Origin of the sequence: Pelagibacterium luteolum (genome assembly GCF_900100665.1) — a bacterium.
Lineage (GTDB): Bacteria > Pseudomonadota > Alphaproteobacteria > Rhizobiales > Devosiaceae > Pelagibacterium > Pelagibacterium luteolum.
On the sequence record NZ_FNCS01000003.1, the window covers coordinates 62,808 to 88,918 of the forward strand.

Consider the following 26,111-nt stretch of genomic DNA (forward strand, 5'->3'; position numbering starts at 1 on the left):
GGAACGATTGCGCTCACCACACTTTGGACCAATCACCGCAAGAGATTTACACTTTGATTAGCTCGAGAGTCGCCCCATGAAACTTACAGTTCTTGCCACAATCGCCGCCACCTTCTGCATTGCCCTGCCCGCGACGGCGCAGGATGAGGCGACCTTCGCCCCGGTGGTCGGCGCCTCGCTGACCGAAAAGTTCTGGGTCGAAGCCGAAGAGGACTCCGGGCGCCCCGGCGCCATGGTCCTTTTCCTTTCGGAAGGCACCATGATGCAGACCTCTTGCTGGGAAGGCTATCGCCTGTCGAACTGGCAGATGACCGGCGACGAATCGCTGAGCTGGCAGGAAGACACCGTGACAATCGATGCCGATATCGTTGAACTCAACGAAGCCGAACTTGTCCTCGCCCTCAACCTTGTCGACGATGTCGTCGAACGCCGCTTCACGGTCTCCCCGGTCCCCTATGTCTGCCCCGATATGCCGCGCTAAATAACGACCATAGTCATGGCTGGATCCATTCCCGCGATCCGACCCGAGAAGTCGGCCTAGTTCGAAAAATCGCAGATATACTGCGTCCGCCCCTGGAACGTGCCAAACGCCGCGCTGGCGCCGACGATGTTTTCCGGATCGTCGGCCATCCGCTGGTTGGACGACACCGCCAGCGGCGCAAAAGTGTCGGCCACGCCGATATCCTCGGCATCGAAAACCACGCTGAACGCGCTGATACCGTTGTCTATGCCCGCAAGGATGAGTAGCCCATCCACCCGATGGCCCTGCCATACTCCATCGACCGGCACAACGATCTCGCGGTAGTCGTCATGCACCGCAATCTGCGCTTCGACGAAATGCTCGGCAGCTCCCGGCGGCAGGATATAGGATCCATCGGCCACCAATTGCTCTCGGAACACAGCGAGGTCGGGGGACATCTCGCACCCTTCGGCCAGCCCGGCCAGCATGGTATCCATCACGAAGGGCTGGTCAGTTTCGGGCGCCAGCCCAACCAGCGACAGCGCCGAAAACGCCGTCCCCAACATGAAATCGGTTGCTCCACCGAGCCAGTCCAACATGGTTAACACCCCGTAAACATCGCACTCGCTCTAATCGCCGAGCGTGACCAAACAGCGGCGCGCGGCACAAAAAAAAGGCCGCCCCGATCGGGACGGCCTTGTCGTTCGCTTGGAGGAGAGACGAACGATTATTCTGCAGCCTGCTTCTGGTCTTCTGCGCGCGCGGTCTTTGTCGCATTCGCCCACCAGGTCAGATTGTTGAACAGATCGTTGAGGCTCGGCTCGATGACAGCTTCGATGGCCGACATCGGCTCGTTCTTGCCGCCGCCCCAGACGGTGAAGAATTCAGAACCACCGATGTGGACGCCATGGCGCACGGGAACCATCTGCAGTTCTACGTTGATCAGGCGAAGCTGTTCGATAGCGCGGGCAGCGCCGACCGAACCGTAACCGACATAGGCGGCGGGCTTTTTGACCCACTCGACATAGGCCTGGTCGATAGCATTCTTGAGCGCGCCGGTGATCGAGCGGTTGTATTCGGCAACGAGGAAGATATAGCCGTCAAATTCGGCGATCTTCTTCTGCCAGGCCACAGCCTTGGGATCCTGCGTAGGCGCCCACATGTTGGACGCAACTTCGTCGAAGAACGGCAGGTCGAAGTCGCGGAGGTCGACCAGTTCGACGTCGAAATCGCTGCGGGCCTTGGCCTTCTCGAGCAGCCACTGGGCAGGCTTGTCGGCAAAGCGTGCTTCGCGTGTCGACGAGATGATGATCGCAATCTTTGGCTTGGACATGACGTGTTCCCTCTGGGGAGTTGGTTACGAACAGTAAGTAGGGCTGAATATGTGACTCTGGCGCAAGACCTCAAGTAGGCACACTGATGTATCCTACTCCCGCCACAATGCACCTACCCTCTTCCCGCCAATTCACGCGCACGCTAAGATATTGAAAATGCTGATAAATAAGGTCGAACTCGCACACAAAAGCCCATTCGTTCGGCCATAACGAACAATCAGGACACCACCACGAAACGACAGTGCAGGCGGCCTGACCCTTACGCCTGTAGGGCGCCGAGATATTTCCGAACCGCCTCGGCAAACCCCAGTGTCAGCGCATCGGCTGTGATCGCGTGTCCGATCGACACCTCATCGAGATGTGGCACGGAGGCGACGAAGGCCGGCAGATTGCCCAGCGTCAGATCGTGGCCCGCATTGATCCCCAAACCGGCGGCATGCGCCGCCCGCGCCGTATCCGCCAGATCGGACAGCGATTGGATCGCCGCATCTGGATTGTCGAAACACGAGCCATAGGGCCCGGTGTAAAGCTCCACCCGGTCTGCACCGATCGCTTTCGCCGCGGCAATCTGATCGACCCCGGCATCGGGATCGCAAAACAGCGCCACCCGCCGATCGTGCGATTTGAGATCGCCTACAACCCGCGTCAGCATTTCGCGATCTGCAATGAAATCCCATCCATGGTCCGACGTCGCCTGCTCGGGCGCATCTGGCACCAGCGTCACCTGCTGGGGATTGGCTGCAGAGACCAGATCGAGAAACGCTTCGGTCGGATAGCCTTCGATATTGAGTTCCGCCGAGGAGTATTCCGCCCGCAGCAAATTGACGAGATCGAACACATCGGTCCGCCGGATATGGCGCTCATCGGGCCGCGGATGCACGGTGATCCCCACGGCCCCTGCGTCCAGCACGATCCGTGCGAGCCCCACAACGCTCGGCCAGGGCAGATTACGGCGATTGCGCAGTTGCGCGACGGCATTGAGATTGACGGAAAGCTGGGTCATGGGAGGCTATTTACGTGGATGGGCACCAGTGAGTAGCCGAACCGCAGCCCACTTTCCACCCACTATCGCCCCATACAAACCGTCACCCCGGAGATTTATGCCCGGGGTCTGGGATCAGCCTCTCTCCGACCCCAAGTCTCTTGAGCCTCGGTATCACATCCCCTCCGGCCCACGTGTAATCGCAGCCAGGCCGGTCCGCACCACCTCGACGAGCCCCAGCGGTGCCATCAGCGTAATGAACTGGTCGATCTTGGCCGGCTTGCCGGTAATCTCGAACACAAAGCTCTCCGTCGATGCATCCACCACCTGCGCGCGAAACGCATCGGCCAGCCGCAGCGTCTCCACCCGGTTCTCGCCCTTACCCGCGACCTTGAGCAGCGCCAGCTCCCGCTCCAGCGACTCGCCCTCGGCGGTCAGATCGTGAACCTTGTGCACCGGCACCAGCCGCTCGAGCTGCAGCTTGATCTGCGCGAGCACTTTCGGCGTCGCCATGGTGACGATGGTGATCCGCGAGCGATGCTTGTCATGCTCGGTCTCCGAGACCGTCAGCGAGTCGATGTTATATCCCCGGGCCGAAAACAGCCCCACGACCCTTGCGAGAACACCCGGCTCGTTATCGACAAGAACCGTCAACGTGTGCCGCTCGGCAGCCTGCGTCTCGGTTGTCAGAAAATACGCCGATCCCGTCGGCTGCAAATGTGCGTTCATGATCTTTTCCAATCCTCTCGGCATCCCTGCGCGTAAGCAACCGGTGAGCCTACCTCAATCTCAATCGTCGGCCTCAAGAGCCCCTCTCCTTCGGTGGGAGAGAGGCTAGGGGTGAGGGGGGCGCATCGGTAAAACCGATGCGTCGGCTAAGGGCCGAAACCCTGCTCCAGCGCTAAACCAGTTGCCGCCCCTTCTCATCAATGATCGATCCAATATTGGCCGTGTCGGGCAAAATGATCTCGTTATGCGGCTTCCCTGACGGGATCATCGGCAGGCAATTCTCGTCCTTTTCGACAACCACGTCGAACAGCACCGGGCCGTCATAGTCGAGCATCTCGGCAATCGCCGCATCGAGCTCGGCCGGGTTGTCACACCGCACGCCCTTGGCCCCATACGCCTCCGCGAGCTTGACGAAATCAGGCAGCGATTCCGAATAGGAATGCGCGTAGCGCGATCCGTGCAGCAGGTCCTGCCACTGCCGAACCATGCCCATCCGCTCATTGTTGAGAATGAAAATCTTGACCGGCAACCGATACTGGACCGCCGTTGAAATTTCCTGCATCGTCATCTGGACGCTCGCCTCACCGGCAATGTCGATAACAAGTGCATCGGGATGCGCCACCTGCACGCCGACTGCCGCGGGAAGCCCATAGCCCATGGTCCCCAGCCCGCCCGAAGTCATCCAGCGATTGGGCTGGTCGAAATGGAAATGCTGCGCCGCCCACATCTGATGTTGGCCAACCTCGGTCGTGATGTACACGTCCTTGCCCTGCGCCTTGCTCGCCTCATACAGACGCTCGATGGCATATTGCGGCTTGATGGTCGTCGTCGAATTCTTGTAGCCGAGCGAATTGACCGCGCGCCACTCATCGATCTGCTCCCACCACGGCGCAATCGCTTCGGTGCGCGGCTGGTTGGACTTGCTGCGATAGACGCGGACCATCTCCCGCAACACGCGGGCACAGTCGCCAATTATGGGAATATCGACCGGCACGACCTTATTGATCGACGAGGGATCGATATCGACGTGAATTTTCCGGCTGCCCGGCGAAAACGCGTCGATCCGCCCGGTGATCCTGTCATCGAACCGCGCCCCGATATTGATCATGACGTCGCAATCATGCATCGCGAGATTGGCTTCATAGGTGCCGTGCATGCCCAGCATGCCGAGCCATTGCGGGTTCGACGCAGGAAACGCGCCCAACCCCATAAGCGTCGAGGTCACCGGAAACCCGGTCAATTCCGCCAGTTCACGCAGCGCTTCGGACGCCTCGGGTCCGGCATTGATCACGCCACCGCCGGTGTAAAACACCGGGCGTTCGGCCCGCAGCATCATATCGACAGCCGCCTCGATCGCACCAAGATCGCCGTCCATCTGCGGACGATAGCTCTGGTGGCGCAGCGTTTCGACATCGGGCTGATAATAATTGCCGAGGGCAAACTGCACGTCTTTGGGAATATCGATCACCACCGGTCCCGGACGCCCTGTCGTCGCGATCAGAAATGCTTCATGCAACACACGAGGCAAATCCTCGATGCGTTTGACAAGATAATTGTATTTGGTGCAGCTGCGCGTGATGCCAACGGTGTCGCACTCCTGAAACGCATCCGAACCGATGAGATTGGTCGGGACCTGCGCCGTAATGCAGACCAGCGGGATCGAGTCCATCAACGCATCGGTCAGCCCGGTCACCGCATTGGTCGCCCCCGGCCCCGAGGTCACCAGAACGACACCGCACTTGCCTGTCGACCGCGCATAGCCCTCTGCCATATGCGTCGCGCCCTGCTCGTGCCGAACGAGAATGTGCTGGATCTTGTCCTGCTGGAACATCGCGTCATAGATCGGTAGCGCCGCGCCGCCGGGATAACCGAAGATGTGCTCCACCCCATTGTCGGTCAGCGCCCTGATCACCATTTCCGCGCCGGTCATCTGTTCGGCCATCTCAGCCACTCCCTATTCGTCTTCGCATTCAGCCAATAAAAAAGGCCCCGTTTGGGACCTGGATCAGCGCACCGCATTTCGCACGAGGGTTATGCCCTCATGTTGCGATGCGCCTGCGTACTACAAGAATAATTGCCGTCTTCACGGAAGTTCTCCAAAATTCGTGCACATTCGTACTGCCGGGTACGCCCCCGGTCAAGCCCCTAAGTTCGGGAACTCTCTTAGCGAAGATCACACCGCAGGGCCCAACCAAGGCCCCCTCGCGCCTTAAGGACGTCTCTTGCGTCGTTCGCCCTGCGACACCCGAGCACGATCGAGCCACCGCTACTCAGTCCTCACACAGCCGTCATCCCGGCCTTGAGCCGGGACCCAGTATCCTCCGAGCCGATGCATAGCTCGCAGCGCTAACCCCGACATTCCGATCCGAGGCTCGCACCCCAGGAATCAAAAGAGCCCGTGCGGGAACGGCACGGGCTCAACTTGAATACGTCCAGTCAGCTCAACTTAGCTGCGTGGGCAGTTATCCTTGTACAGCGTTCCATCCGAAGCGCGGTAGTAGCACTGGTTCGGCTCACCGGCGACCTGGCCTACGAGAGCGCCAGCCACACCGCCGACCACGCCACCGACAACGGCGCCCTGAACGGAACCAGTGGTCACACCACCGATGACAGCACCGGCGCCAGCGCCGATTGCTGCAGTTTCCTGAGTACGTGTACACGCCGAAACCGCCAACAAGGACGTCAGGGCAAGACCGATAACAAATGCTTTTTTCATCTCTCAAAGCCTCCTGCGACTTAAACTCTAGAGTTCCCTCGCCTTTAAATGCCGCTTTGCGGATTTGGTTCCACGACGAGGGCCAATGGCCTACAGATCCCAACCTGAAGCGAATATGAACAACGGCGAGATTTCGTTAACTTTCTCCATTTCGTGAACTTTTTCAAGAGCTTTGCGGCATTGGCGGAATCTGCTGCACAGCCAGTTTGGGCACGTCGGCACGCTGACAAGCCTTCGATTCGCGTGTATCGAATTCGCCTCGCCTCGAAATTTTTGCGCGGCGCGGCTTGGGAAGGCCAACACATGACGACCTCCACATCACGCGTCGCGTCCGGATGGACCGCGGAGCTACGCGCTACATTTTTGCTCGCCTGGCCACTCGTCGTGGCCCAGGTCGCGCAAAACGCGCTCTTCACCACCGATGTCATCATGATGGGCTGGCTCGGGCCGGAATATCTTGCCGCTGGCACCCTCGCGACCTCGTTTTTTACCCCCTTCCTGCTGCTCGGCGGTGGCATCGTCTCCGCTGTCGCGCCGCTGGCCGCGCAAGCGCTCGGCTCGCGCCAGATCAAGAATGTCCGCCGCACCGTGCGCCAGGGCTTCTGGGCCGCGATCGTTGTCGCTGTGGCGCTCTTCCCCCTCATCTGGCAAATCCGCCCCATTCTCCTCTGGACCGGACAAGACCCCGAGCTCGCCCGCATGGCCGAAGAGTACATGCAGATCGCAGTCCTCGTCCTTTTCCCGGGCCTCGGGCTCTTCGTCATCCGCTCGTTCCTCTCGGCGATCGGCAGCACGCAGGTGATCCTCTACGTCACCCTGGCCGGCGTGCTCGTCAACGCCATCGCCAACTACGCGCTGATCTTCGGCAATTTCGGCTTCCCGGCCCTTGAACTGCGCGGCGCGGCCATCGCGACGGTGATGACCAATGCGCTGATGTTCGGCCTGCTGCTCGCCTATGCCCTTCGCCACAAGAAATACCGCCGCTTCCATATCCTCGTGCGGTTCTGGAAGCCCGACTGGCTGCGCTTTCGCGAAATTTTCCGCATCGGCACCCCCATCGGCCTGACGCTGATGGCCGAAGTCGGCATGTTCGCTGTCGCCGCCATCTTGATGGGCTGGCACGGCACCGACGCCCTTGCCGCCCACGCCGTCGCGCTCCAATGCGCTTCGTTCGCTTTCATGGTTCCGCTGGGCCTGTCCATGGCCGCCACCGTCCGAGTCGGCCTCGCCTTCGGCGCCGGCAGCGATCGTGGCATCGCCCTCGCCGGCTGGACGGCGCTGGCCATCGGCGTCGGCTTCATGGTCGTGACCTGCCTCTTGTTCCTTACGGTCCCGCAGGTCTTCACCCGCCTCTTCCTCGACCCAACCGACCCCGGAAACCTCGCCGCCCTCGCCATGGCAACCACATTCTTGGGCATTGCCGGCCTCTTCCAGATCGTCGACGGCGCACAAGTCGTCGCCGTCCACGTCCTGCGCGGATTGAACGACACGAAAATCCCGATGGTCATCGCCCTCACCGGCTATTGGGGCATCGGCATGCCCGTCGCCTGGTATCTGGGCTCGCCCGACCGCCTCGCCGGCGTCGGCATCTGGCTCGGCCTCGCCGCCGGCCTCTCGGTCTGCGCCATCGTCCTCACCGCCCGCTTCGCCATGCGAGACCGCCTCGGACTCCTCAACCGCAGTCGCATCGTTCAAAGTCGATAGCGTCAGCACTTAGGGGAAAGCCCAACAGCTCGCCCCCCACACCCGTCACCCTCGGGCTCGACCCGAGGGCCCACGCTGCCCCGACCAAGCTCGCAACCGTCATCCCGGCCTTGCGCTGGGACCCAGTATGCTCCGCCTCAATGGAAATGCCGCAGCGTCAAACCACAACCGCCTGTTCCGCCATCTCCTCGTCCCCAAACACCCGCAGATACCGCGCGATCTCCCCCCGGTCCCCCACCGCCTTGGCAGGATTATCCGACAGCTTCACCGCAGGCCGCCCATTGGCGCGCGAAACCTTGATCACCAGCGAAATCGGCGTCAATTGCGGCAGCGGCACCGGCGCCACGCCGGCAAAATCATTGGTCAGATTGGTCCCCCACCCGAACGCCATCCGCACCCGCCCGTCGAAATGCCGATACGCCTTCTCGATCGTCTCGGTATCCAGCCCGTCCGAAAAGATCAGCAGCTTTTCGCGCGGATCGCGCCCATGCGCCCGCCACCAGTCGATGATCTTTTCGCCCCCCTCTATGGCCGGCGCGCTGTCGGGCCGAAACCCCGTCCAGTCCGCCACCCAATCGGGCGCATTGTCCAGAAACGACGCCGTCCCAAACGCATCGGGCAGAACGATCAGCAGATTTCCCCCATAATAGCCCTGCCAATCCTTGAGCACCCCATACGGCGCCCGCCGCAACGCATCATCCCCTTCAGCCAGCGCCGCCGCCACCATGGGCAATTCATGCGCGTTGGTCCCCAACGCTTCAAGGTCCGTATCCATGGCCAAAAGCACGTTCGACGTCCCCGTCAGCGCATCGCCCAACCCTTCTTTAAGCGCCTCGACGCACCAGCGCTGCCACAAGAACGAATGCCGCCGCCGCGTCCCGAAATCGGAAATCTTCAGGTCCGGCAGCTTCTTCAACCGCTCGACCTTTTCCCATGTCCGCGCCTTGGCCCGCGCATAGAGCACATCGAGCGTGAACCGCCCCAGCCCGCGCATCGCCGCCCGCGACCGCAACTCATTGATGATCGCCAGCGCAGGAATTTCCCACATCGTCGTCTCGACCCATTTCCCATGGAAATGCAGTTCGAACTGCCCGTCTTTTTCGCTGAGCTCATAGTCCGGAAGCTGAAACCCCTCGAGCCACGCTAGAAAATCCGGCGCAAAAATCTGCTTGGTGCCGTAAAACGAGTTACCCGCCAGCCAGATCATCTCCTTTTTGGAAAATCGCAGCGTCCGCGCGTGGTCCAGTTGCTCACGCAGCTCGTCGATATCGACCTCATCCGCCAATCGCACTTTCGTCGTGCGATTGGTCAGCGAGAAGGTCGCATCGACGTCCCGATACAACCCCCAGATCATCTGCAGCATCAAAAGCTTATAGAAATCGGTATCCAGCAGCGATCGCACGATGGGATCGAGCTTGAACGTATGATTGAAGACCCGCCGCGCGATGTCGGTTTTCGACGTACTCACCGAACGCTCACCCCGGCAGCCTTCATCCGCGCAATCATCGCGTCCACCGAACCATCCATGTCGATCCCCCGACACGCCTCAAGCGCAACGCTGGCCGAGAACCCCTGTTTTACGGCATCAATCGCCGAAAACGCTACGCAGAAATCGGTCGCCAGCCCCACCAGCGTCAGATCGGCAATCCCCCGCTCGCGCAGATACCCCGTCAGCCCTGTCGGTGTTGTGTGGTCGTTCTCGAAAAACGCCGAATAGGAGTCGATCCCGCGGCGAAACCCCTTGCGGATGATCAGCTCGGCGCTCGTTACATAAAGCTCGGGGTGAAACTCCGCCCCCGGGCTCCCCTGCACGCAATGGTCGGGCCACAATCGCTGCGGCCCGTAGTCCATTTCGATATCGGTGAACGGCGCCTTGCCTTCGTGCTGGCTGGCAAAGCTTGAATGGTCCGCCGGATGCCAATCCTGCGTCAGGATCACATGGTCGAATTCGGCCATCATACGGTTGATGACCGGCACCACCTCATCGCCGCCATCCACGGCCAGCGCCCCGCCGGGGCAAAAATCGTTCTGCACATCGATAACGACAAGCGCCTTGCCAGCCATAAGGTGAGTCTCCTCGATAATATGGCGGCACTACTGCAAGTCGGCGCGCCCGCGTCAACTCCCCGCGCGGGTGTGCTCCATGCCCAGCAACCCCATCACCTGCCCCGCCGCCTCCGCAGGCACCCCCGATGCCATCAGCACCTCCTGCGCAAAGCTCGCCGGCGCCGGCGCGGGCGCCGTGATGATCCGCCTATCGCTCACTGCCGCTGGCTGATCGACATAATGCCCCTGCCCGCGATACCCGGGAACCTGCGCCAGATACTCGGCGCCATTGGACGTATGCCGCACATCATCGAGCAAACCCGCGCGCGCCAACGCCAGTGTCCCCCCGCAAATCCCGGCCACCGCGCACCCCTTGTCGAACGCACTACGCAATTCAGCTTCGATGGCCGGCGGTACGTCGCTCTCGAACATCGGCCCGCCGCAAACCACGACGACCCCCGCCTCCGGCGCCACAAACCGCTCCAGCCCACCGACGTCAAGTCCGCCCACCGAGGCCACACCCTTGCCATCTGGCGAAACGAACCGGATATCTGCATCATAAAACGCGCGGCCAGTCCCAATCAGAACCCCGATTTCCCAGTCCGAATACCCCTCGGTCAAAACGATAGTGATAGTGCTCATGGCCTGTCTCCTTGTTCGCCCCGTCCCTATCGGCGCCCTGCGACATACCCTGTCAGCAGCCCTTGACGCACCGCCGCCTATCGGCAAACTCACCCCACTCGATGGCAGAAGGACGCCCCCGCCCTAACCGTCATCCTGGGATCTATTCCCGGGATCCAGCGCAGCACCAACCACGGCCACTTCGTCAACTCGGACCTCGACCACCCATCCATGACCGACCTCCGCCAATCCGAACTTCGCGTCGCCGCCGAACTCGCCCGCCACGAGCTTCCCGGCACGGTCACCGTTCTCGACCAACTCGCCACCACGGCCCAGATGGCCGCCGACGCCCTCGGCATCGAAATCGGCCGCATCGTCAAATCCCTGCTGTTCGTCGGCGTCGAGACCGGCGAACCCATCATGGTCCTCGTCTCGGGCGCGAACCGCGTCCACGAACGCCGCACATCCCGCCAGATCGGCCAGAAACTCGGCCGCGCCGACGCCGATCTCGTGCGCGAAGCCACAGGCTTTGCCATCGGCGGTGTCTCGCCCTTTGGGCATCTCAAGCCCATGTCGATTTATATCGACGAAGACCTCTTTTCCCACGCGACTGTCTGGGCCGCCGCTGGGAACGCAAGATCGGTGTTCGAAATTACCCCCTCCGATCTCGAGCGCACCACCGGCGCAAAGCGGATCGTGGTGACCTAGCCACCGTCTGACGTTCCGACTATGCGCTGATAAACCTGTTCACCAAACCGGCGTCCGCTGCGCCCCGCTTGCGCGCCATCGCGAAACATGCCTTTGGATATGCAGGCATCGCATGCCCCGCCTAAACGTCACGCCACCAAGCAATTGCGGAGTCTTCCATGGTCTATCTCATGCTCGTCATCGGTCTGGTCCTCCTGGTGGCCGGCGGTGAAGGCTTCGTGCGGGGCGCCGTCGCCATCGCGCGTAAATTCGGCATGTCCCCCCTGCTTATCGGCCTCACTCTGGTGGGCTTCGGCACCTCACTGCCGGAACTCGTGACGTCGGTCCAGGCCGCCCTCAACGGCTCCCCCGGCATTGCAGTGGGCAATGTTGTCGGCTCCAACATCGCCAATATCTTGCTGATCCTCGGTATCACCACGCTGATCTACCCGGTCGTTGTCGACAAGGCGATCCTGCGCCGCGACGGCTCTGTCCTCGTGGTCTCGGCACTCGCCGGCACCGCGATCGTCCTCATCGGCAATCTGAACCGCCTGGCGGGCCTCGTCCTTGTCGCCCTGCTCATCGCCTATGTGGTGTTTTCCTACTTCGCCGACCGCGCCTCCCAGACCAGCGCCAGTACCGGCGTGAAAGCGGAAGTCGAAGCCACCGGCGGACAGCAGGCCATCTGGATATCGGTGCTCTTTGTCATCGGCGGTCTGGCCCTCACCATTTTTGGCGCCCGGCTTCTGGTCAACGCCGCCGTCGAAATCGCCACAGCGCTTGGCGTGTCCGAAACCATCATCGGCCTCACCGTCGTCGCCGTTGGCACCTCCCTTCCGGAACTCGTGACCTCCGTCATCGCCGCCGTGCGCCGCCACACCGATCTCGCGCTGGGCAACATCATCGGCTCGAACATCTTCAATATCTTTTTCATCCTGGGCACCACCGCCCTCATCCAGCCGATCCCCGTCCCTGCCGAAATCGCCCGCCTCGACATCTGGGTCATGCTCGGCGCCACAGCCATCCTGCTGCTGTTCTCCTACACCCAACGCGAAATCGTCCGCTGGGAAGGCGGCATCCTCGTCGCCCTCTACGCCGCCTATGTCGGTTACCTCGCCTGGGGCGCGATGGCGTAAGCAAGAATTCTGAGTTCTGCGCCTCCCTATATCGTCGCGCCCCCCTTCCTTCTCCCCTTGGGGGACTTCGAGGCGGTGGCGCAGCCATCGATCGCTCCGGTGGAGCGATTGAAGCTGAAGTAGGTGGCCGCGGAGCGGTTCGGATGAGGGGGCGCCAGCATAGCCGGCGAGCGCGCTTACCCGCTTGGTCTCACTCAAACGGGTCGACAAACCCCCAATCCCCAAACCGGTTCCGAAACCACGTCGACTGCCGCTTGGCATATTGCCGCGTCGCCGTCACCGCCCGCTCCACAGCCTCGTCCCGCGAAATCTCACCGGCCAGCATCGCGGAAATCTCCTTGACCCCGATCGCCTTCATCGCTGGCAGCGACGGATCGAGCCCCAGCCCCAACAGCGCCTCGACCTCTAAAACAGCCCCCGCATCCATCATCGCGACGAACCGCTCCCCGATCCGCCGCCGCAACAGCCCCCGCTCCGGCATCAGAACGATCCGCTCCAGATCATACCCCTCCAGCAGCCCCGGCCCGTTCTCCCCCTGAAACGCGCTCAAATTCCGCCCCGTCGCCAGCTTGACCGATAGCGCCCGCACCACCCTTTGCGGGTCGGCCACCGCCAAGCGCGCCGCCGTCTCCGGATCGTGCCGCGCCAGCAGATCCATCCGCCCCAACGCGTCGAGACCGGCAATCATCGCCTCCGCCTCCGCCACAAACCGAGCCTCCACCGCCGGCACCTGCGCGAATCCGTTTATCAGCGCATCGAGGTAAAGCCCTGTTCCTCCAACGAAAATCAGCTCCTGATTCTCTGCCTCAGCCGCTTGAATCTGTTTCTCAGCATCTGCCAGCCACGCCCCGGTGGAATAGCGCATGCCCGGGCCCACATGTCCGAACATCTCATGCCGCGCCGCCGCCAATTCCGCCGTCGAGGGTCGCGCCGTCAGCCTGTCGAGCACGCCGTAGACCTGCATCGAATCCGCATTGACGATCCGCGCGCCGCTCTGTTGCGCCCGCGCGATGGCCAGCGCCGTCTTGCCGCTCGCGGTTGGACCCGCTATCAACACGGCGCGTCTGTTTTTGCGTCCAGCCATGGGTTTTTGCGTATGTCCGTTCTCGTCCTGATCGCCAATCCCAACGAACCAGCGCTCTCCAGCGCGCTCGTTCAGGCGGTCCACAAAGAGACCCATGGCGAAATCAACTGGCTTGCGCAAGGCATCGCCTGCGAGATCATATCGCCCCGCGCCGCCGATCCGCTCGACATCGCCCGCGACGTGCTCGGCAGCCAGCCCGTCGACGCCGCTCATATCCCGCTCGCCAACCGGCGCAAGCAGCTCCTCGTCGCGGACATGGATTCCACCATGATCGAGCAGGAATGCATCGACGAACTCGCCGACGCGCTCGGCCTCAAGCCCCAGGTCGCCGAGATCACCGAACGCGCGATGCGCGGCGAACTCGATTTTGAAGCCGCCCTCGACACCCGCGTCGCCCTGCTCAAGGGCCTCGAACGCAAGATCGTCGAAGACGTCCGCCGCGAACGCATTACGCTCGCGCCCGGCGGCCGCGCGCTCATCCAGACCATGAAGGCATACGGCGCCTACACCGCACTCGTCTCCGGGGGCTTTACCCTCTTCGCCGACTATTTCGCCAAACGCATCGGCTTTGACGAAGCCATCGCCAATGTTCTCGAATTCGACGAAACCGACCGCCTCACCGGCACCGTCGACAAGCCCATCGTCGACAAGACCACCAAGCGCAATCGCCTCATGGCCCTCACTGCGGAAAAGCACCTCACCACCGCCCAGACAATGGCCGTGGGCGATGGCGCCAACGACCTCGACATGCTCTCCGCCGCCGGTCTCGGCGTTGCCATCCACGCCAAGCCCATCGTCGCCGAACAAGCCGCCGTCCGCATCGACCACGCCGACCTCACCGCCCTCCTCTACCTCCAGGGCTACAATGACGACGACATCGTGCGGTAATGCTCCAAACCACCCGCCTCAACCTCCGCCCATGGCGCACCTCCGATGCTGACGCTTACGCAGCGCTCCAGGGCGACCCCATCGTTCGCCGCTTCTTCCCCGCGCCCCTGAGGCGCGAACAGGCCGAAGCGGACCTCGCCGCCCACATGGACAAATTTGCTACGAACGGCTTCGGCATGCTCGCCGCCGAGCTCAAGTCCACGGGCGATTTCGTCGGCCTCATCGGCATCGGCCGCGTCCCCGACATCATCAAGTCGGTCATCCCCTCGCAGCCCGAAATCGAGATTGGCTGGGTCATCAACCACAGCTTCTGGGGCCAGGGCCTCGCCCCCGAAGGCGCCACCGCCTGCCGAGACTACGCGTTCCAAACCCTCGAATGCCCCGAGATCGTCGCCTTCACCGCCGCCATCAACACGCCGTCCCAGCGCGTCATGGAAAAGATCGGCCTCACCCGCGCGCCCGAGGACGATTACCTCCACCCTCGCATCCCCGAAGGCCACCCCCTGCGCCCCCACGTCCTCTACCGCATGAAGAACCCCGCCGGCTCCTGACAGCAATTGTCAGCTAAAACATGTATCTCCTGACCAAACCCAGGAGATCAAAATGCCCATCACCGGAAGCTGCCATTGCGGCGCCACCAAATTCGAGATCGATTTCACCCCCGAAACCGCCACGCAGTGCAATTGCAGCTTCTGCACCAAACGCGGCGCCCTATGGGCCTATGGCGACCCCGACCAGTTCCGCCTCCTCACCCCGATAGAGTACGCCCGCGCCTACGCCCGCTCGGCAGACAACAAGCACTATTTCTGCCCCACCTGCGGCTGCACGACCTTCTCCGACAATCCCGACTATTCAGCCTTCGCCAGCGGCGACTGGGCAGCCGCCGAAGCTAGCTTCGACCCCGCAAAGCGCCGCATCTCGGTCAATCTCTGGGTCCTCGACGATTTCGACATCACCGCTCTCCCCGTTACTCACGTCGACGGTAAATCCGGCTGGTAGGAGGGCTTACGCCGTCACCCTGCCCCACCCTGTCACCCCGGCGAAGACCCGGGGATGACAGCGGTGGATTCGCACGTGCGATCTTGACCTAAAACCCCCGCACGACCGCCAGCAACACCAGCCCCACAGCCGCCACCCCGAGCGCCACGATCCGCATCTGCCCGCTCGGCACCGTCACCACCTGCGCGATCATCTTCTTCATCTGTTCGGGAAACGCCGCATACAGCAGCCCCTCGATCACGATAGCCAGCGCCAGCGCGGCAAACAGATCACCCACGAAAACTCTCCCTCAAAACGAAAAAGGCGCACCGTTTCCGATGCGCCTTCTAATCTACAGTGATTCCACCCTTACTGAGCCGGAACCGCTTGTTCCTCGACAGGAGCCGTGTCCGTTTCGACCGGAGCGGTCTCGTCGGTCAGCGGAGCCGGGGTCGCCGGAGCCTCTGTGCCCTCAAGCACTTCCGGGCCGAGATTTTCACTCTCGATCAGGCTTTCGAGATCCTGAACCTGCGTTTCCAGATCATCGGCACCTTCGCCCGAAACCAGCGAGTCCGTGGCCAGCAGATCGTCGATCTGGGTCGAATCGATGGGCTCTTCGGTCAACCCTTCGACGCCGATATCGATCGGGGTCGCGGTCGGGGTCTGGAACTCGGGCAATTCGCCGCCCGAACCGAAATAGCGGAAGAACAGCGACTCCGGCGAGAGCACCATTGTGGTGTTCCCATCCATCAGCGCGGTCCGATAGGCTTCCATCGAACGATAGAATTCGAAGAACGACTGATCCTGGCTATAGGCTTCGGCAAACAGACGGTTCTGTTCGGCGTCACCTTCACCGCGGATGATTTCGCTGTCGCGATTGGCAGCCGAAACGATTTCCACAGCCTGACGATCGGCAATGGCGCGAAGGATTTGCGCCTGTTCCTGCCCACGGGCACGGATCAAGGCAGCTTCGGCATTACGTTCCGCCTGCATACGCTCATAGGTCTGCTGGGAAACTTCCGGTGTCAGATCGGTTACGAGGATGCGAACATCGGCGACCTGGATACCCAGTTCGGTCATGTCCGACGCCACGAGATCGCTGGCTTCGCGCATCATTTCGCTACGCTGCTCGGAGAGCGCCGCATCGAATTCACGCAGGCCGTAGACCGCACGCAGTGCCGATTCCAGTCGCGTCGCGATACGCTGCTCGGCCAGCTGCAAGCTGCCCAGCACCGTCTGGCGGAAGCGGGTCGGATCGGTGATGCGATAGGTGATGAACGCGTCCACGATATAGAACTGACCGCCCGAAACCTGCAGACGGATGCGTTCCAGATCGTAACGCAGCAACCGCTTGTCGATATACATGACGGTTTCCACGAAATCGGTCGGCACCTTGAAATAGAGGCCCGGCTCTTGGATTTCGCGCGTGATCTCGCCGAAGCGCATCACGAGCGCCTGCTCGCGTTCGTTGACGATAAAGACCGATGACAGCAGCACGTAGCCGGCGATCACCAGTGCGACAATGGCTATAACGAGCCTGTTCATTACTGGTTACCTCCCGTAGCGCCCTGCGTGGACAAATTGCTCCGCAGTTCGGGCAACGGCAGATAGGGGATGACCCCCGAGCCCTGCTCGCCACCTTCGAGAAGCACTTTTTCGGTTCCGGCCAGAACGTCCTCGAGGGTTTCGAGGAAGATGCGCTGACGCGTGACTTCGGGTGCGTTGCGATATTCGTTGTAAACGGCAACGAAACGCGCCGCCTGGCCCTGGGCCTCGTTGACCACCCGATCGCGATAGGCAGCGGCCTCTTCGCGGATCGATGCAGCCTGACCGCGTGCGCTACCCAAAAGGGTGTTGGCATACTGCCGGGCTTCTTCCTGGAAGCGGTCTTCGTCCTGCAGCGCGCGCTGCACTTCGTCGAACGCATCGGCCACTTCGGTCGGCGGTGCCACGTTTTCGATCGAGATGTTCGAGATCGTCACGCCCACCTGGTAAGTGTCGAGAATGGTCTGGGTAATCTGCTGCACTTCAAGCGCAATCCCAGCACGATCGTCACGGAACACTTCCTGCGCCGTCCGGCGGCCCACAACTTCGCGCATCGCACTTTCCGCTGCCTGACGCACCATGTCGTCGGGGTCACGCACCTCAAACAGATACAGCCGCGGATCGGCGATCCGCCACAGGATCGAGAAGCTCATGTTGACGATGTTCTGGTCGCCCGAAAGCATCAGCCCGTCATTGCTGGCGCTGCCGCCCTGCACGGACCCGACGCGGGTCTGGTTTTCCGTTGTCGTCGCGCGTTCCACGCGCTCGATCGGCCACATATGGAAGTGCAGGCCTGGATTGGAAAATTCGTCCTTGGGCTGGCCGAACAGCAATTCGACCCCGATCTCACTCGGCGCGATCGTATAGATCGCTTGGCTCGCCCAGAAAATCAGGCCCGCCGCAACGGCACCGACCAGCAGCCAGCGTCCGCCGCCCGGAATGGTGGCACCGCCACCGCCGCCGCCAAACTGCTGGCGCCCACGCGCCAGAATGTCCTCGAGATTGGGAGTATTATTGCCCCCGCTGGGCCTGCGCGGCCCATTTCCGCCGCCACCGCCACCCGGCGCCTGCCCCCAGGGGCCTCCGCTGCGGGTCCTGCGACCGCCCCTATTGTCTTCCCACGGCATTTCGTCCCTTTCGGTTTGTCGTGAAAGTCTTTTTTGCGCTCTGAGCGCTCCCCGCCGAGTGCATCCACTTTTCCGGTTCGGAAGCGCGACCAAACAACGACTTACGGCTATATAGGGAACCGAGGCCCCCCGATCAATCGAAACCGGGTGCGTCACAGGGCTCCTCACCCCGATTTGCGTTCACGAAAGCTTATCGTGATCAGGTACTCAGATTAGGAGCGTTGAAGATTCAACTCTCCATGAGAACTCGACTCTGTGGAATCAGAGTCATCAAGCTTGATGCCAAACCGTTCTTGCCACTCATCCAAATGGCGCATCACGTCGACATCCACTTTCAGGAATTCATCACGCATTCGCTGCCTATGCTGTTTCTTTCGCCGTACGAAGTGAGAAATTCTAAACTTCCAATCATCGTGCGCAGAGGCAGCAAACTCCTCCTCGGAACGGGTTCTCCATTCGCCCGAGGGAAAGTCGAACTCAAATTTCGCATCTCCGTTGATATTGCCGCAGAAAACATCTGTGACCCAAGCTTCATCCACATACTTAAAGAAGAGCTTGTAGATGTTTTCGCCCCCTATGATGAAGAACTCTCGGTTACCTCTACATATTGTATAGGCCTCTGCGAGCAACAGGGCGGTCTCAGGATCTTGCGCCCAGATAAGATTTTCGGTGTCTGCGATCTTTGAGCGTGACAGCACGATGTTCGTGCGATTAGGCAGTGGACGACCGAGAGACTCGAAAGTCTTGCGGCCCATCAAGATCACATGCCCAGAAGTTCGCTTCTTAAAGTGCTGCAAATCAGTTCGCAGGTGCCAAGGCAACTCGTTATCAACACCGATGATATTATCGGGATAGCTTCTGGCAACGATGTACGTCGCAGATGGCACTCTAACTATAGGCTTGGTCGCCATCGAATCCCCAAGGGTTGGCAGGTCGTCCGGCAGCGTCTTAGAGCATATAGATTGACGACACAAACGTCGCCTGTCGCCTTTTAATTATGCCCCGCCAATGCCAAAAGCTTGTCCCCGCTCACCCGGCACACAGTCCACTCGTCCTGCATCACCGCCCCATGCGCCTTGTAGAAATCAATGGAGGGCGTGTTCCAGTTAAGCACCCACCACTCGAACCGCCCCAGCCCTTCGGCGACGCACCGCTTTGCCAGTTCGGCCAATAGCGCCTTGCCGATCCCCTGCCCCCGGACATCCGGGTCGACATAAAGGTCTTCCAGCCAGATGCCATGCCGGCCCTGAAATGTCGAAAATGTGTAAAACCAAAGCGCAAATCCCACAGGCCGCCCGTCGTCCTCTGCAATCTCGCAAAACACTTTCGGGCTCTCGCCAAAAAGCTGCGCTTCGATCTGCTCTTGCGTCGCCTCGACCTCATGGCTCAGCTTTTCATAATCCGCCAGTTTGCGGATGAAATCATAGATCGTGGCGGCATCGGCGGGATTGGCTGGGCGAATGGTGTGGGACATGAACTTGCCTTAAGATCGAAGCCTCACCGTTGCTACGATTCCGCCGTCGACGCAAACCTGCTGGCGACAATCTGTGAGAGGCGATCATGAAGCGCACCAAACGCGAAGACAGCGCCGAACTGACGCTCGCCGGCTATGAGCACGGCTTCAACGCCCCGCTCGCTGCCGCCGACACCGCCTACCAGCGCTCCCGCACCGCGCACACCATCGTTTTCGTCGAAGGCATCAGCGACCAGATCGCCGTCGAAACCCTGGCCGCGCGGCAGAACCTCGACCTTGAAGCAAAATCCATAGTGGTGTTTCCCGTCGGCGGCTCGAAATCGGTCACCCGCTATCTTCGCGAGTTCGGCCCTATGGGCGCGCGAAAGACCCTCGCTGGCCTCTGCGACACCGATGCGGCTGGAATCTTTTCCCGCGCCCTGTTCAACACCGGTCACACCGAAATCCGCTCGCCGGACGATCTTCCCGCAGCCGGCTTTTTCGTCTGCGACCGCTATCTTGAAGAGGAACTCATCCGCGCCATCGGCCCGGGACCCATCGTTGATATGATAGTCGCCCAGGGCGAAGGCAACGCGTTATCGATCTTTCAAAAACAACCCGAGTGGCGTGATCGCGACCTATCCGACCAACTCTGCCGCTTCTTCCGCTCAAAAGCCCGCCGCCCGGCCCGCTACGCCCGACTCCTCATCGAAGCCTGCCCCCCGGACCGCATCCCGCGTCCCTTAAGTGATCTCGTGGCGCATGTGTCCTGAACACGGACGCGCACCGGGCCCCACCGTCTTCCCGGGAACGCAGCACTCACCAAGAGCACCTAAACCGAAACCGCCGCCTTGATATGCGGATCGGGGTCATAGCCCACGATCTCGAAATCCTCGAACTCGAAATCGAAGATCGAATTGCGCTTGGTCTTGATCCCGAGCTTGGGCAAAGCCTTGGGCGTCCGCGCAAGCTGCGTTCGCGTCTGCTCGAAATGGTTCTGATAAATGTGCGCGTCCCCAAAGGTGTGGACGAAATCACCCACCTTAAGCCCCGTCACTTCCGCCATCATATGCGTCAGCAATGCGTAAGAGGCGATATTGAACGGCACGCCCAGGAATATATCCGCTGACCGCTGATACAGCTGACACGACAACTTGCCTTCGGCCACATAGAACTGGAACAGGCAGTGGCATGGCGGCAGCGCCATATTGTCCACTTCCGCCGGGTTCCAGGCCGAAACGATATGCCGCCGCGAATCCGGCCGCGTCTTGATCTGCTCGACCAGATTCGTGATCTGGTCGATATGCCGTCCATCCGGCGCCGGCCAGCTCCGCCACTGGCTGCCATATACGGGCCCGAGGTCGCCGTTCTCATCGGCCCACTCGTCCCAGATCTTGACCCCCCGCTCCTGCAGCCAGCGCACATTCGTGTCGCCGCGCAAAAACCAGAGCAGTTCATAAACGATCGATCTGATGTGGAGCTTCTTGGTCGTCAGCAGCGGAAACCCCTCGCTGAGATCGAACCGCATCTGATAGCCGAAAACCGATCGCGTACCCGTGCCGGTCCGGTCAGCCCGATCGACACCGTTGTCCATGACGTGATTGAGAAGGTCGAGATATTGGCGCATGTCCGCTCAATATCGCGATTCGCGCACAAGCATGTTGCCAAATGGCGGATAGCCCCGTCGATCATGTGCACAAACCACGATCTCGCGCCATATGTGCATGGTTGCGCACCCCCTTTTCATTGCCACCCAAGGTCCCTATATTAAGCGTGCCGGCAACGGCTATGGCGATAAACTGCCATCGTAATAAACCCATCGGACCCGGGGGCAGTACCCGGCGCCTCCACCAAAACCTCCTCTGTTTTCAGAGGCTTACGGGGGCGAAACAGGATCGACGAGGGCGTAAAGGGTGTGTTTTCGCTCGGCATTGTACCACCGTCATCGGGCTAATTTTATAGTTGCAAACGACAACTATGCTGAGGCACGTCTCGCTGCGTAAGCAGTGCGATACCTCGAATTAAAGCCCTGATTCTGTAGCAGGAATCAGGCGGGGTCCGCAGGCACCTGGCAACAGAAGCCTGCATTTCCTTTTGCTTGAAATGCCCCGCGTTTTCAGGCTGTTATGGGCTAGTACAGATTCTTTATCCACCTACCCCGGAGCGCCGCGTATAATGGCCCAGGATCATATCCGTTACGACATTCTGGCCCAGGAGGCGCTGCGTGGCGTCGTCAAGAAAGTTCTGACCGAAGTCTCCCGCACGGGTCTGCCCGGCGACCATCATTTCTTCATCTCGTTCATGACCCAGGCTCCCGGTGTCCGGTTGAGCCAAAAGCTTCTGGGACAATACGAAAATGAAATGACAATCGTGTTGCAGAACCAGTTCTGGGACCTCAAGGTCAGCGAAACCGGTTTCGAAGTCGGCCTCTCTTTCGACGGCATCAACGAACTTCTGTTCATCCCCTATTCCGCGATCAAGGGCTTTTTCGACCCCTCGGTCCAGTTCGGCCTCCAGTTCGAAGTCGCCGATGCAAAGTCCGGCCCGCGCGCCGTCACCACCGATGACGAACTCGCCGACGCGGAACCCGACGCCGCAGAGGCCGCTGACGACGCAGAGGACAAGCCCGAAGCGACCGGCGAAAAGGTCGTCAGCCTCGATTCCTTCCGCAAGAAATAAGTGCTCAAGCGCTCCCTGACCATCTCCGGCCATCGCACCTCGATCGCGCTGGAGCCGCAGTTCTGGGATGTGCTGGACGACATTGCCCAAGAGCAAAAACTATCGATTTCTCAACTGATTGCACGGATCGATGAAGAGCGGGACGAGCCCAATCTTTCATCGGCCATCCGTGTTTTCGCCCTCGACTGGGCTCTGGCTCAAGGGGTTGCCGAGTAGGTCGAGCCGCAGCGCGCCCGGCGGCAACGTCGTAAATGAAGGCGTCGCTGGCGCTTGGCTCTGAGGCGCCGGCTCGGTCTCATCCCCGGCCTCCAATTCGTTCAGCAACGCACCGATATCGTCGAGCAATTGCTGCGTATCCTCGGTCTGGTCCTCCTGCTGCTGCTGTTCGAGCAACAACCGCTCGGCCTCACGTCTGGCCTGCTCTTCCATCAATCGCGCCTGCTCTTCCGCCGCTGCCTGCGTCCGCGCTTCCTGCTCGGCTCGCAGCGCCTCGAGCTCGTCGAGCTCGATTTCAAACGCACGCATCTGGATTGAATCGACCATCGGCCCCAGGTCCAGATTACGCTCCGGCGCAAACAGCGTCCCCGACAGCCCAAGCCCGATCCGCCCGGTCGTCTCGGTAATCAACCCATTCCCCGCCAGCATGCGCGTCAGCGCCAGCGTCCAGCGCCCGTCGAGCCCCGCCGTCTCAAGATCTATCGCCCCACCGCCCACCAGCCGTGCGCCATTGCCATCGATGGCCACATTGGTCACCCGCGCCACGCCACCGATAATACTGATCAGGCTCCCCGCCTCGCTTGACGCAAATGGCCCGGACGCCAGCGCAGTCGCGACCAGCGTCTCGAAATCATCGGGCGCAATCCCCACCAGATCGTCCACATCTGCGGCAGCATCGAACGCCGACGGCGAAAGCCCCGCGATCACCAGATCCTGGATCGAAAAACTGCCATCCCCATTCAGGCTTGCCGCGAGGTCGCGATAGCTTTCGCCGCTGGCCTGTATCTGCGCACCCAGCGTCAAGACCCCCGCCAGCCCTTCAGCACTCGCGTCTGGCAATATGGCGTCGACATCAACGCCATTGAGCGTAAACCGCCCCGTCAGGCTCTTGCTGGCGATCGTCGAGGCGCAACAGAGCGTGGCGTCGAGTTGAATCGTCCCGCCGCCCATCTCCCCAAACAGCCCGCGCAATCCCGCATCCTCATTGCCCCAGGCGTAGTCCAGCGCCAAAGCCTCGACCAACCGCTGCTCGCCAGCCATCAACACCGGCGCCGTCAACGCGATGCGCCCACGGGTCTGGCGTGGTGTCGGTCCCAGATCGATCGGGCCATCGGGCCAAAGCCCCGGCGCGCCCTGAATCAACGCCGCGGGTCCCGCCAGCATGGCCGCCAGCGTTTCCACGTCCAGCGCATCGAACGACAGTGCACCAGTCACCAAAGCCGCCTCGCGCTGCGCCGCGTAAAGCAGTTCACCCGTCACCGATCGATCGCCAACGAACGCTGTAAGGTTCGAGAGTTGAACGCTCTCGCCCCCAATGATCCCGATATCGGCTTCTCCCTCGACCGGCGGAAACCACACCCCTTCCGCCCCGATCAAATCTGCAATCGCCACCCCATCGGCCAGAAGAAAATCGACCAGCCCATTGCCCCGGATCGAGCGGGGATCGGAAACGATCAGATCGCCAGCATAGCTAAGCCGCTCGCCCCCACCTTCGATCGAAAGCTCTGCCTCAAGGACCCCTTGCGGATTGCCGAACAACCGCGCACTGGCGATTGCACCATCGGTCCCGGCAATAATCGGCGGCGCGCCAAGCTGATCGAGCAACGCCGCGCCGTCATCGACCGATGCTTCGACCGTCAGCCCCACCTGCTCCCGGCCCAGCCCGAAAAGCCCAGACGGCCCCATCTCCAGGCCTATCGAAACCTCGGCGCTTCCAGCCTGCCCCTCAAGGGTCGCCGTTTGAAATCCATCCTGACTGGGCGCACCGAGAGCCACGTCGAGTTGCGATGGCAAGCTTTCAAGCACCACCGTCCGCAACGGGTGCTGTTCGGCTGCCGGCGGCAAGACCAGATCAAGCGCCCGCGCTTGCGAGGCAATACTCATCTGACCGCTGCCCGACAGCCTCGGTGCAGCAAGCGTCCCGCCGATTTGCGCATTCCCCTCGAACCCGATACCGCCATAATCGCCAACACTCAGAGGTTCGACCGCGATTCCCGCTGTGCCCCATCGCGCATCTAGAGCGACATCCTGCGCCAAATGCCCGCCGATCGTCGCGCGGCCGATCGACAGCCCCAGCCGCCCCTGCGGAAAGCTGCGCCCGAAAAGCCCGGAGGGGTCGATCTCGGGCGGCAACGCCGCCAGCGCGGCACTTTGCTCGCGATCGAGCTCGGTCAGCGCAAGGTCAAGATCCAGCGATGGGGTATCGCCAAACCGCATCTCGAGCGCCAATTCATGCGAGGTGTCGTCGAGCGCAAACACCCCATTGCTCAACCGCAGACGGTCATTGACGAGTTGCAACTGCCCATTGAGCGACCCCGACATTCCAAACAGCGGATTGCCGTCCATCGGCCGCTTCCAAAGGAGCGCCAAGGCATCCAGCCGTGGCGATGCCATGGCCAACGTGCCTTCAAAGGCTGCCCAACCCGCTGCCCGCCCCAACGTGCCCGTCAGCTTCACCTCGGTATTGCCGGTCAGCCGGCCGGAAAATTCTTCGACCGCCCACACTTCACCATCGGTCTCGGCATCGAGCCTCACCTCGCGGATACCGACGCCGCGGATTCCCAGTTCATTGACGGTCATTGCCAGCCTGCCCGGCAGCGGCGGGATCAGAGGCTGGGGCATTTCACGCAGGAACCGCACGATTTCGTAGGGCCGCGCCTCATCCTCAGAAACGTCCCGCGGTAGCAGCGTGACGATGCCGCCCGACACAGCGGCATCGAATGCCATCGTCTCGCCCAGTGATATGGCAACCGACCCCGTCAACCGCGTCGTCGGCTGATTGTCATCGGGCAAGACGACAAATTCCGTGAGTTCGACCCGCTCGGCATTGGCGATCACAGGGCTCTGGACCAGCAAATCTCCAACGACGTCATCTCCATTCCCGTTCGCAAATTGCCGATAAGTGAACTGCCCCGTAAAACTGGGCGAACTGCCCGTCCGCAACAGCCCGTCGACCGCGCTCGTAAATGCGCGCTCCAACGGCCGCAACTGGGCAGACACTTGCATGTCGCCCTGCGCATTCATCGCCGTTGTCGAAAAGCCTATGGCATAGTCGGCATCTTCATATCGCACCTGGCCCTGCAGATTGAATGGCCCGCGCAACCCTGCCATCTGCATGGCGCCGGTAAAATTCTGCGTAGCCCAACTCTCCCCGCTGCGACGATCGCTGATGGCGATGATGCCGTCGCTGAAGCGCGCGTTTGCGATCGAGACATTGGAAACGGTCGATGTCTGCGCCAGCGTCAGCGGCGCCTGCAGCGTCCCGTCTTCATCCACGACGAGATTGAGCCGCGGTTCGCTCAGCCGCAATTCGGTTACCGTGAACCGGTCGCGCAAAAAGTCCATCAGCGAAAAATCGGCCTCCGCCAGCACCACCGAACCCACAGGATCGGACGGAGGCCCGATGCGAACATTTTCAAAATGCATCTGCGGTTGCGGCAAAAGGACAAAGTCCATATCGCCGGCGATCTCGACCTCGACACCCAGCGCCTCGGCCGCCATCTGCTCCATGCGAGGCTTGAAACTGTTCCAGTCGATAAACCACGGAACGACGAAGGCCGCAGTCAGCAACAGGATGGCGAGCAAGCCGACGGCAATGTAGATTCGGTTGGCCAACCCGGTCAGGTCCCTTTCTGCGTCGTGCGAACACTAAGCACATAGTGGCTTGTCGTCACCCGGCTTTAGCCATTGTGAATGGCAAATCCACACAAGCCGCTACAACGACTG

General features: G+C 61.3%; 27 protein-coding genes and 1 other RNA gene. 11 read left to right on the forward strand and 17 right to left on the reverse strand.

Annotation, left to right across the window (positions count from 1 at the left end; genetic code table 11):
* Positions 1-76: 76 nt before the first annotated feature.
* Complete coding sequence (locus tag BLR31_RS06815) at positions 77-481, forward strand: hypothetical protein (RefSeq protein ID WP_090593936.1); 405 nt, start codon at positions 77-79, stop codon at positions 479-481.
* 56 nt (positions 482-537) lie between these two features.
* Here the strand turns inward: BLR31_RS06815 and BLR31_RS06820 are convergent, their stop codons facing one another.
* From BLR31_RS06820 to BLR31_RS06845, 6 genes are all read right to left on the reverse strand, one after another.
* A complete protein-coding gene (locus tag BLR31_RS06820; RefSeq protein ID WP_090593938.1) occupies positions 538-1,059 on the reverse strand; it encodes a hypothetical protein in 522 nt (173 codons plus the stop codon).
* A gap of 128 nt (positions 1,060-1,187) precedes the next feature.
* A complete protein-coding gene (locus tag BLR31_RS06825) occupies positions 1,188-1,793 on the reverse strand; it encodes an NADPH-dependent FMN reductase (protein ID WP_090593940.1) in 606 nt (201 codons plus the stop codon).
* Positions 1,794-2,053: 260 nt separating this feature from the next.
* Complete coding sequence (locus BLR31_RS06830) at positions 2,054-2,797, reverse strand: pyridoxine 5'-phosphate synthase (RefSeq protein WP_090593943.1); 744 nt, start codon at positions 2,795-2,797, stop codon at positions 2,054-2,056.
* A gap of 153 nt (positions 2,798-2,950) precedes the next feature.
* Positions 2,951-3,505: an acetolactate synthase small subunit gene (ilvN, locus tag BLR31_RS06835; protein WP_090594788.1), complete on the reverse strand. Its 555-nt coding sequence runs from the start codon at positions 3,503-3,505 to the stop codon at positions 2,951-2,953.
* A gap of 172 nt (positions 3,506-3,677) precedes the next feature.
* Complete coding sequence (locus tag BLR31_RS06840; RefSeq protein WP_090593945.1) at positions 3,678-5,447, reverse strand: acetolactate synthase 3 large subunit; 1,770 nt, start codon at positions 5,445-5,447, stop codon at positions 3,678-3,680.
* A gap of 504 nt (positions 5,448-5,951) precedes the next feature.
* Positions 5,952-6,221 (reverse strand): glycine zipper domain-containing protein, encoded by a 270-nt coding sequence (locus BLR31_RS06845; RefSeq protein ID WP_090593947.1) that lies wholly within the window; start codon positions 6,219-6,221, stop codon positions 5,952-5,954.
* Positions 6,222-6,524: 303 nt separating this feature from the next.
* On the opposite strand from BLR31_RS06845, the gene BLR31_RS06850 reads away from it, so the two are divergent.
* A complete protein-coding gene (locus BLR31_RS06850) occupies positions 6,525-7,925 on the forward strand; it encodes an MATE family efflux transporter (RefSeq protein ID WP_090594790.1) in 1,401 nt (466 codons plus the stop codon).
* Positions 7,926-8,082: 157 nt separating this feature from the next.
* Here BLR31_RS06850 and pncB read toward each other — a convergent pair whose 3' ends face one another.
* Genes pncB through BLR31_RS06865 form a run of 3 tightly spaced genes read right to left on the reverse strand, consistent with a single transcriptional unit; the run spans position 8,083 to position 10,613 of the window.
* Positions 8,083-9,393 (reverse strand): nicotinate phosphoribosyltransferase, encoded by a 1,311-nt coding sequence (gene pncB, locus BLR31_RS06855; protein WP_090593949.1) that lies wholly within the window; start codon positions 9,391-9,393, stop codon positions 8,083-8,085.
* Positions 9,390-9,989, reverse strand: coding sequence for a bifunctional nicotinamidase/pyrazinamidase (pncA, locus tag BLR31_RS06860; protein ID WP_090593951.1), 600 nt, complete (start codon positions 9,987-9,989; stop codon positions 9,390-9,392). Before pncA ends, pncB begins: the two co-directional genes overlap by 4 nt.
* A 54-nt stretch (positions 9,990-10,043) precedes the next feature.
* Positions 10,044-10,613: a DJ-1/PfpI family protein gene (locus tag BLR31_RS06865; protein ID WP_090593953.1), complete on the reverse strand. Its 570-nt coding sequence runs from the start codon at positions 10,611-10,613 to the stop codon at positions 10,044-10,046.
* 210 nt (positions 10,614-10,823) lie between these two features.
* Here BLR31_RS06865 and BLR31_RS06870 point away from each other — a divergent pair, with 210 nt between their 5' ends.
* Together BLR31_RS06870 and BLR31_RS06875 are read left to right on the forward strand one after the other, a co-directional pair.
* Positions 10,824-11,300, forward strand: coding sequence for a YbaK/EbsC family protein (locus BLR31_RS06870; protein WP_090593956.1), 477 nt, complete (start codon positions 10,824-10,826; stop codon positions 11,298-11,300).
* A 158-nt stretch (positions 11,301-11,458) separates the two neighbouring features.
* Positions 11,459-12,415, forward strand: a complete 957-nt coding sequence (locus tag BLR31_RS06875; protein ID WP_090593958.1) for a calcium/sodium antiporter — start codon at positions 11,459-11,461, stop codon at positions 12,413-12,415.
* Positions 12,416-12,605: 190 nt separating this feature from the next.
* On the opposite strand, the gene miaA is transcribed toward BLR31_RS06875, so the two are convergent.
* Positions 12,606-13,499, reverse strand: coding sequence for a tRNA (adenosine(37)-N6)-dimethylallyltransferase MiaA (gene miaA / locus BLR31_RS06880; protein WP_090593961.1), 894 nt, complete (start codon positions 13,497-13,499; stop codon positions 12,606-12,608).
* A gap of 12 nt (positions 13,500-13,511) precedes the next feature.
* Between miaA and serB the strand changes: the two genes are divergently transcribed.
* Genes serB through BLR31_RS06895 form a run of 3 tightly spaced genes read left to right on the forward strand, consistent with a single transcriptional unit; the run spans position 13,512 to position 15,386 of the window.
* A complete protein-coding gene (gene serB, locus BLR31_RS06885) occupies positions 13,512-14,387 on the forward strand; it encodes a phosphoserine phosphatase SerB (RefSeq protein WP_090593963.1) in 876 nt (291 codons plus the stop codon).
* Positions 14,387-14,938, forward strand: coding sequence for a GNAT family N-acetyltransferase (locus BLR31_RS06890; protein ID WP_090593965.1), 552 nt, complete (start codon positions 14,387-14,389; stop codon positions 14,936-14,938). Before serB ends, BLR31_RS06890 begins: the two co-directional genes overlap by 1 nt.
* A gap of 52 nt (positions 14,939-14,990) precedes the next feature.
* Positions 14,991-15,386, forward strand: coding sequence for a GFA family protein (locus BLR31_RS06895; RefSeq protein ID WP_090593967.1), 396 nt, complete (start codon positions 14,991-14,993; stop codon positions 15,384-15,386).
* Positions 15,387-15,474: 88 nt separating this feature from the next.
* On the opposite strand, the gene BLR31_RS06900 is transcribed toward BLR31_RS06895, so the two are convergent.
* From BLR31_RS06900 to BLR31_RS06920, 5 genes are all read right to left on the reverse strand, one after another.
* A complete protein-coding gene (locus tag BLR31_RS06900) occupies positions 15,475-15,663 on the reverse strand; it encodes a DUF2065 domain-containing protein (RefSeq protein ID WP_090593969.1) in 189 nt (62 codons plus the stop codon).
* A gap of 71 nt (positions 15,664-15,734) precedes the next feature.
* Positions 15,735-16,910 carry a protease modulator HflC gene (gene hflC / locus BLR31_RS06905; protein WP_090593971.1) on the reverse strand — a complete coding sequence of 392 codons (1,176 nt, stop codon included), beginning with the start codon at positions 16,908-16,910 and terminating at the stop codon, positions 15,735-15,737.
* Positions 16,910-18,037 (reverse strand): FtsH protease activity modulator HflK, encoded by a 1,128-nt coding sequence (gene hflK, locus BLR31_RS06910; protein ID WP_090593974.1) that lies wholly within the window; start codon positions 18,035-18,037, stop codon positions 16,910-16,912. The genes hflC and hflK overlap by 1 nt, the downstream gene beginning before the upstream one ends.
* Before the next feature lie 212 nt (positions 18,038-18,249).
* The gene (locus BLR31_RS06915) at positions 18,250-18,948 is read right to left on the reverse strand and encodes a dihydrofolate reductase (protein ID WP_090593976.1); all 699 of its coding nucleotides are present in this window, start codon (positions 18,946-18,948) and stop codon (positions 18,250-18,252) included.
* 80 nt (positions 18,949-19,028) lie between these two features.
* A complete protein-coding gene (locus BLR31_RS06920; RefSeq protein WP_090593979.1) occupies positions 19,029-19,511 on the reverse strand; it encodes a GNAT family N-acetyltransferase in 483 nt (160 codons plus the stop codon).
* Between the two features lie 86 nt (positions 19,512-19,597).
* Here BLR31_RS06920 and BLR31_RS06925 point away from each other — a divergent pair, with 86 nt between their 5' ends.
* Entirely contained in the window at positions 19,598-20,263 is a 666-nt protein-coding gene (locus BLR31_RS06925) for a TOPRIM nucleotidyl transferase/hydrolase domain-containing protein (RefSeq protein WP_090593981.1), read from the forward strand.
* 59 nt (positions 20,264-20,322) lie between these two features.
* Here BLR31_RS06925 and BLR31_RS06930 read toward each other — a convergent pair whose 3' ends face one another.
* Positions 20,323-21,117 carry a thymidylate synthase gene (locus BLR31_RS06930; protein ID WP_090593983.1) on the reverse strand — a complete coding sequence of 265 codons (795 nt, stop codon included), beginning with the start codon at positions 21,115-21,117 and terminating at the stop codon, positions 20,323-20,325.
* Between the two features lie 109 nt (positions 21,118-21,226).
* Between BLR31_RS06930 and ssrA the strand changes: the two genes are divergently transcribed.
* The 3 genes from ssrA (at position 21,227) to BLR31_RS06945 (ending at position 22,385) form a co-directional block, all read left to right on the forward strand.
* Positions 21,227-21,579: a transfer-messenger RNA gene (gene ssrA, locus BLR31_RS06935) on the forward strand.
* 86 nt (positions 21,580-21,665) lie between these two features.
* Positions 21,666-22,169: an SspB family protein gene (locus BLR31_RS06940; RefSeq protein WP_090593985.1), complete on the forward strand. Its 504-nt coding sequence runs from the start codon at positions 21,666-21,668 to the stop codon at positions 22,167-22,169.
* Positions 22,170-22,385 (forward strand): ribbon-helix-helix domain-containing protein, encoded by a 216-nt coding sequence (locus tag BLR31_RS06945; protein WP_090593987.1) that lies wholly within the window; start codon positions 22,170-22,172, stop codon positions 22,383-22,385.
* Here the strand turns inward: BLR31_RS06945 and BLR31_RS06950 are convergent.
* Complete coding sequence (locus BLR31_RS06950) at positions 22,326-26,000, reverse strand: AsmA family protein (protein ID WP_090593989.1); 3,675 nt, start codon at positions 25,998-26,000, stop codon at positions 22,326-22,328. The two genes, BLR31_RS06945 and BLR31_RS06950, sit on opposite strands and share 60 nt — an antisense overlap.
* Positions 26,001-26,111: the final 111 nt, after the last annotated feature.

What these genes read in the sequence shown, in the direction of transcription:
- hflC (WP_090593971.1), bottom strand. Translation starts at nt 16,910, where the DNA reads ATGAACAGGCTCGTTATAGCCATTGTCGCACTGGTGATCGCCGGCTAC.
- BLR31_RS06895 (WP_090593967.1), top strand. Translation starts at nt 14,991, where the DNA reads ATGCCCATCACCGGAAGCTGCCATTGCGGCGCCACCAAATTCGAGATC.
- BLR31_RS06825 (WP_090593940.1), bottom strand. Translation starts at nt 1,793, where the DNA reads ATGTCCAAGCCAAAGATTGCGATCATCATCTCGTCGACACGCGAAGCA.
- BLR31_RS06915 (WP_090593976.1), bottom strand. Translation starts at nt 18,948, where the DNA reads ATGGCGACCAAGCCTATAGTTAGAGTGCCATCTGCGACGTACATCGTT.
- serB (WP_090593963.1), top strand. Translation starts at nt 13,512, where the DNA reads ATGTCCGTTCTCGTCCTGATCGCCAATCCCAACGAACCAGCGCTCTCC.
- BLR31_RS06925 (WP_090593981.1), top strand. Translation starts at nt 19,598, where the DNA reads ATGAAGCGCACCAAACGCGAAGACAGCGCCGAACTGACGCTCGCCGGC.
- BLR31_RS06875 (WP_090593958.1), top strand. Translation starts at nt 11,459, where the DNA reads ATGGTCTATCTCATGCTCGTCATCGGTCTGGTCCTCCTGGTGGCCGGC.
- hflK (WP_090593974.1), bottom strand. Translation starts at nt 18,037, where the DNA reads ATGCCGTGGGAAGACAATAGGGGCGGTCGCAGGACCCGCAGCGGAGGC.
- BLR31_RS06865 (WP_090593953.1), bottom strand. Translation starts at nt 10,613, where the DNA reads ATGAGCACTATCACTATCGTTTTGACCGAGGGGTATTCGGACTGGGAA.
- BLR31_RS06890 (WP_090593965.1), top strand. Translation starts at nt 14,387, where the DNA reads ATGCTCCAAACCACCCGCCTCAACCTCCGCCCATGGCGCACCTCCGAT.
- BLR31_RS06870 (WP_090593956.1), top strand. Translation starts at nt 10,824, where the DNA reads ATGACCGACCTCCGCCAATCCGAACTTCGCGTCGCCGCCGAACTCGCC.
- BLR31_RS06940 (WP_090593985.1), top strand. Translation starts at nt 21,666, where the DNA reads ATGGCCCAGGATCATATCCGTTACGACATTCTGGCCCAGGAGGCGCTG.
- BLR31_RS06840 (WP_090593945.1), bottom strand. Translation starts at nt 5,447, where the DNA reads ATGGCCGAACAGATGACCGGCGCGGAAATGGTGATCAGGGCGCTGACC.
- BLR31_RS06815 (WP_090593936.1), top strand. Translation starts at nt 77, where the DNA reads ATGAAACTTACAGTTCTTGCCACAATCGCCGCCACCTTCTGCATTGCC.
- BLR31_RS06830 (WP_090593943.1), bottom strand. Translation starts at nt 2,797, where the DNA reads ATGACCCAGCTTTCCGTCAATCTCAATGCCGTCGCGCAACTGCGCAAT.
- BLR31_RS06850 (WP_090594790.1), top strand. Translation starts at nt 6,525, where the DNA reads ATGACGACCTCCACATCACGCGTCGCGTCCGGATGGACCGCGGAGCTA.
- BLR31_RS06920 (WP_090593979.1), bottom strand. Translation starts at nt 19,511, where the DNA reads ATGTCCCACACCATTCGCCCAGCCAATCCCGCCGATGCCGCCACGATC.
- BLR31_RS06845 (WP_090593947.1), bottom strand. Translation starts at nt 6,221, where the DNA reads ATGAAAAAAGCATTTGTTATCGGTCTTGCCCTGACGTCCTTGTTGGCG.
- pncA (WP_090593951.1), bottom strand. Translation starts at nt 9,989, where the DNA reads ATGGCTGGCAAGGCGCTTGTCGTTATCGATGTGCAGAACGATTTTTGC.
- BLR31_RS06820 (WP_090593938.1), bottom strand. Translation starts at nt 1,059, where the DNA reads ATGTTGGACTGGCTCGGTGGAGCAACCGATTTCATGTTGGGGACGGCG.
- miaA (WP_090593961.1), bottom strand. Translation starts at nt 13,499, where the DNA reads ATGGCTGGACGCAAAAACAGACGCGCCGTGTTGATAGCGGGTCCAACC.
- BLR31_RS06930 (WP_090593983.1), bottom strand. Translation starts at nt 21,117, where the DNA reads ATGCGCCAATATCTCGACCTTCTCAATCACGTCATGGACAACGGTGTC.
- ilvN (WP_090594788.1), bottom strand. Translation starts at nt 3,505, where the DNA reads ATGAACGCACATTTGCAGCCGACGGGATCGGCGTATTTTCTGACAACC.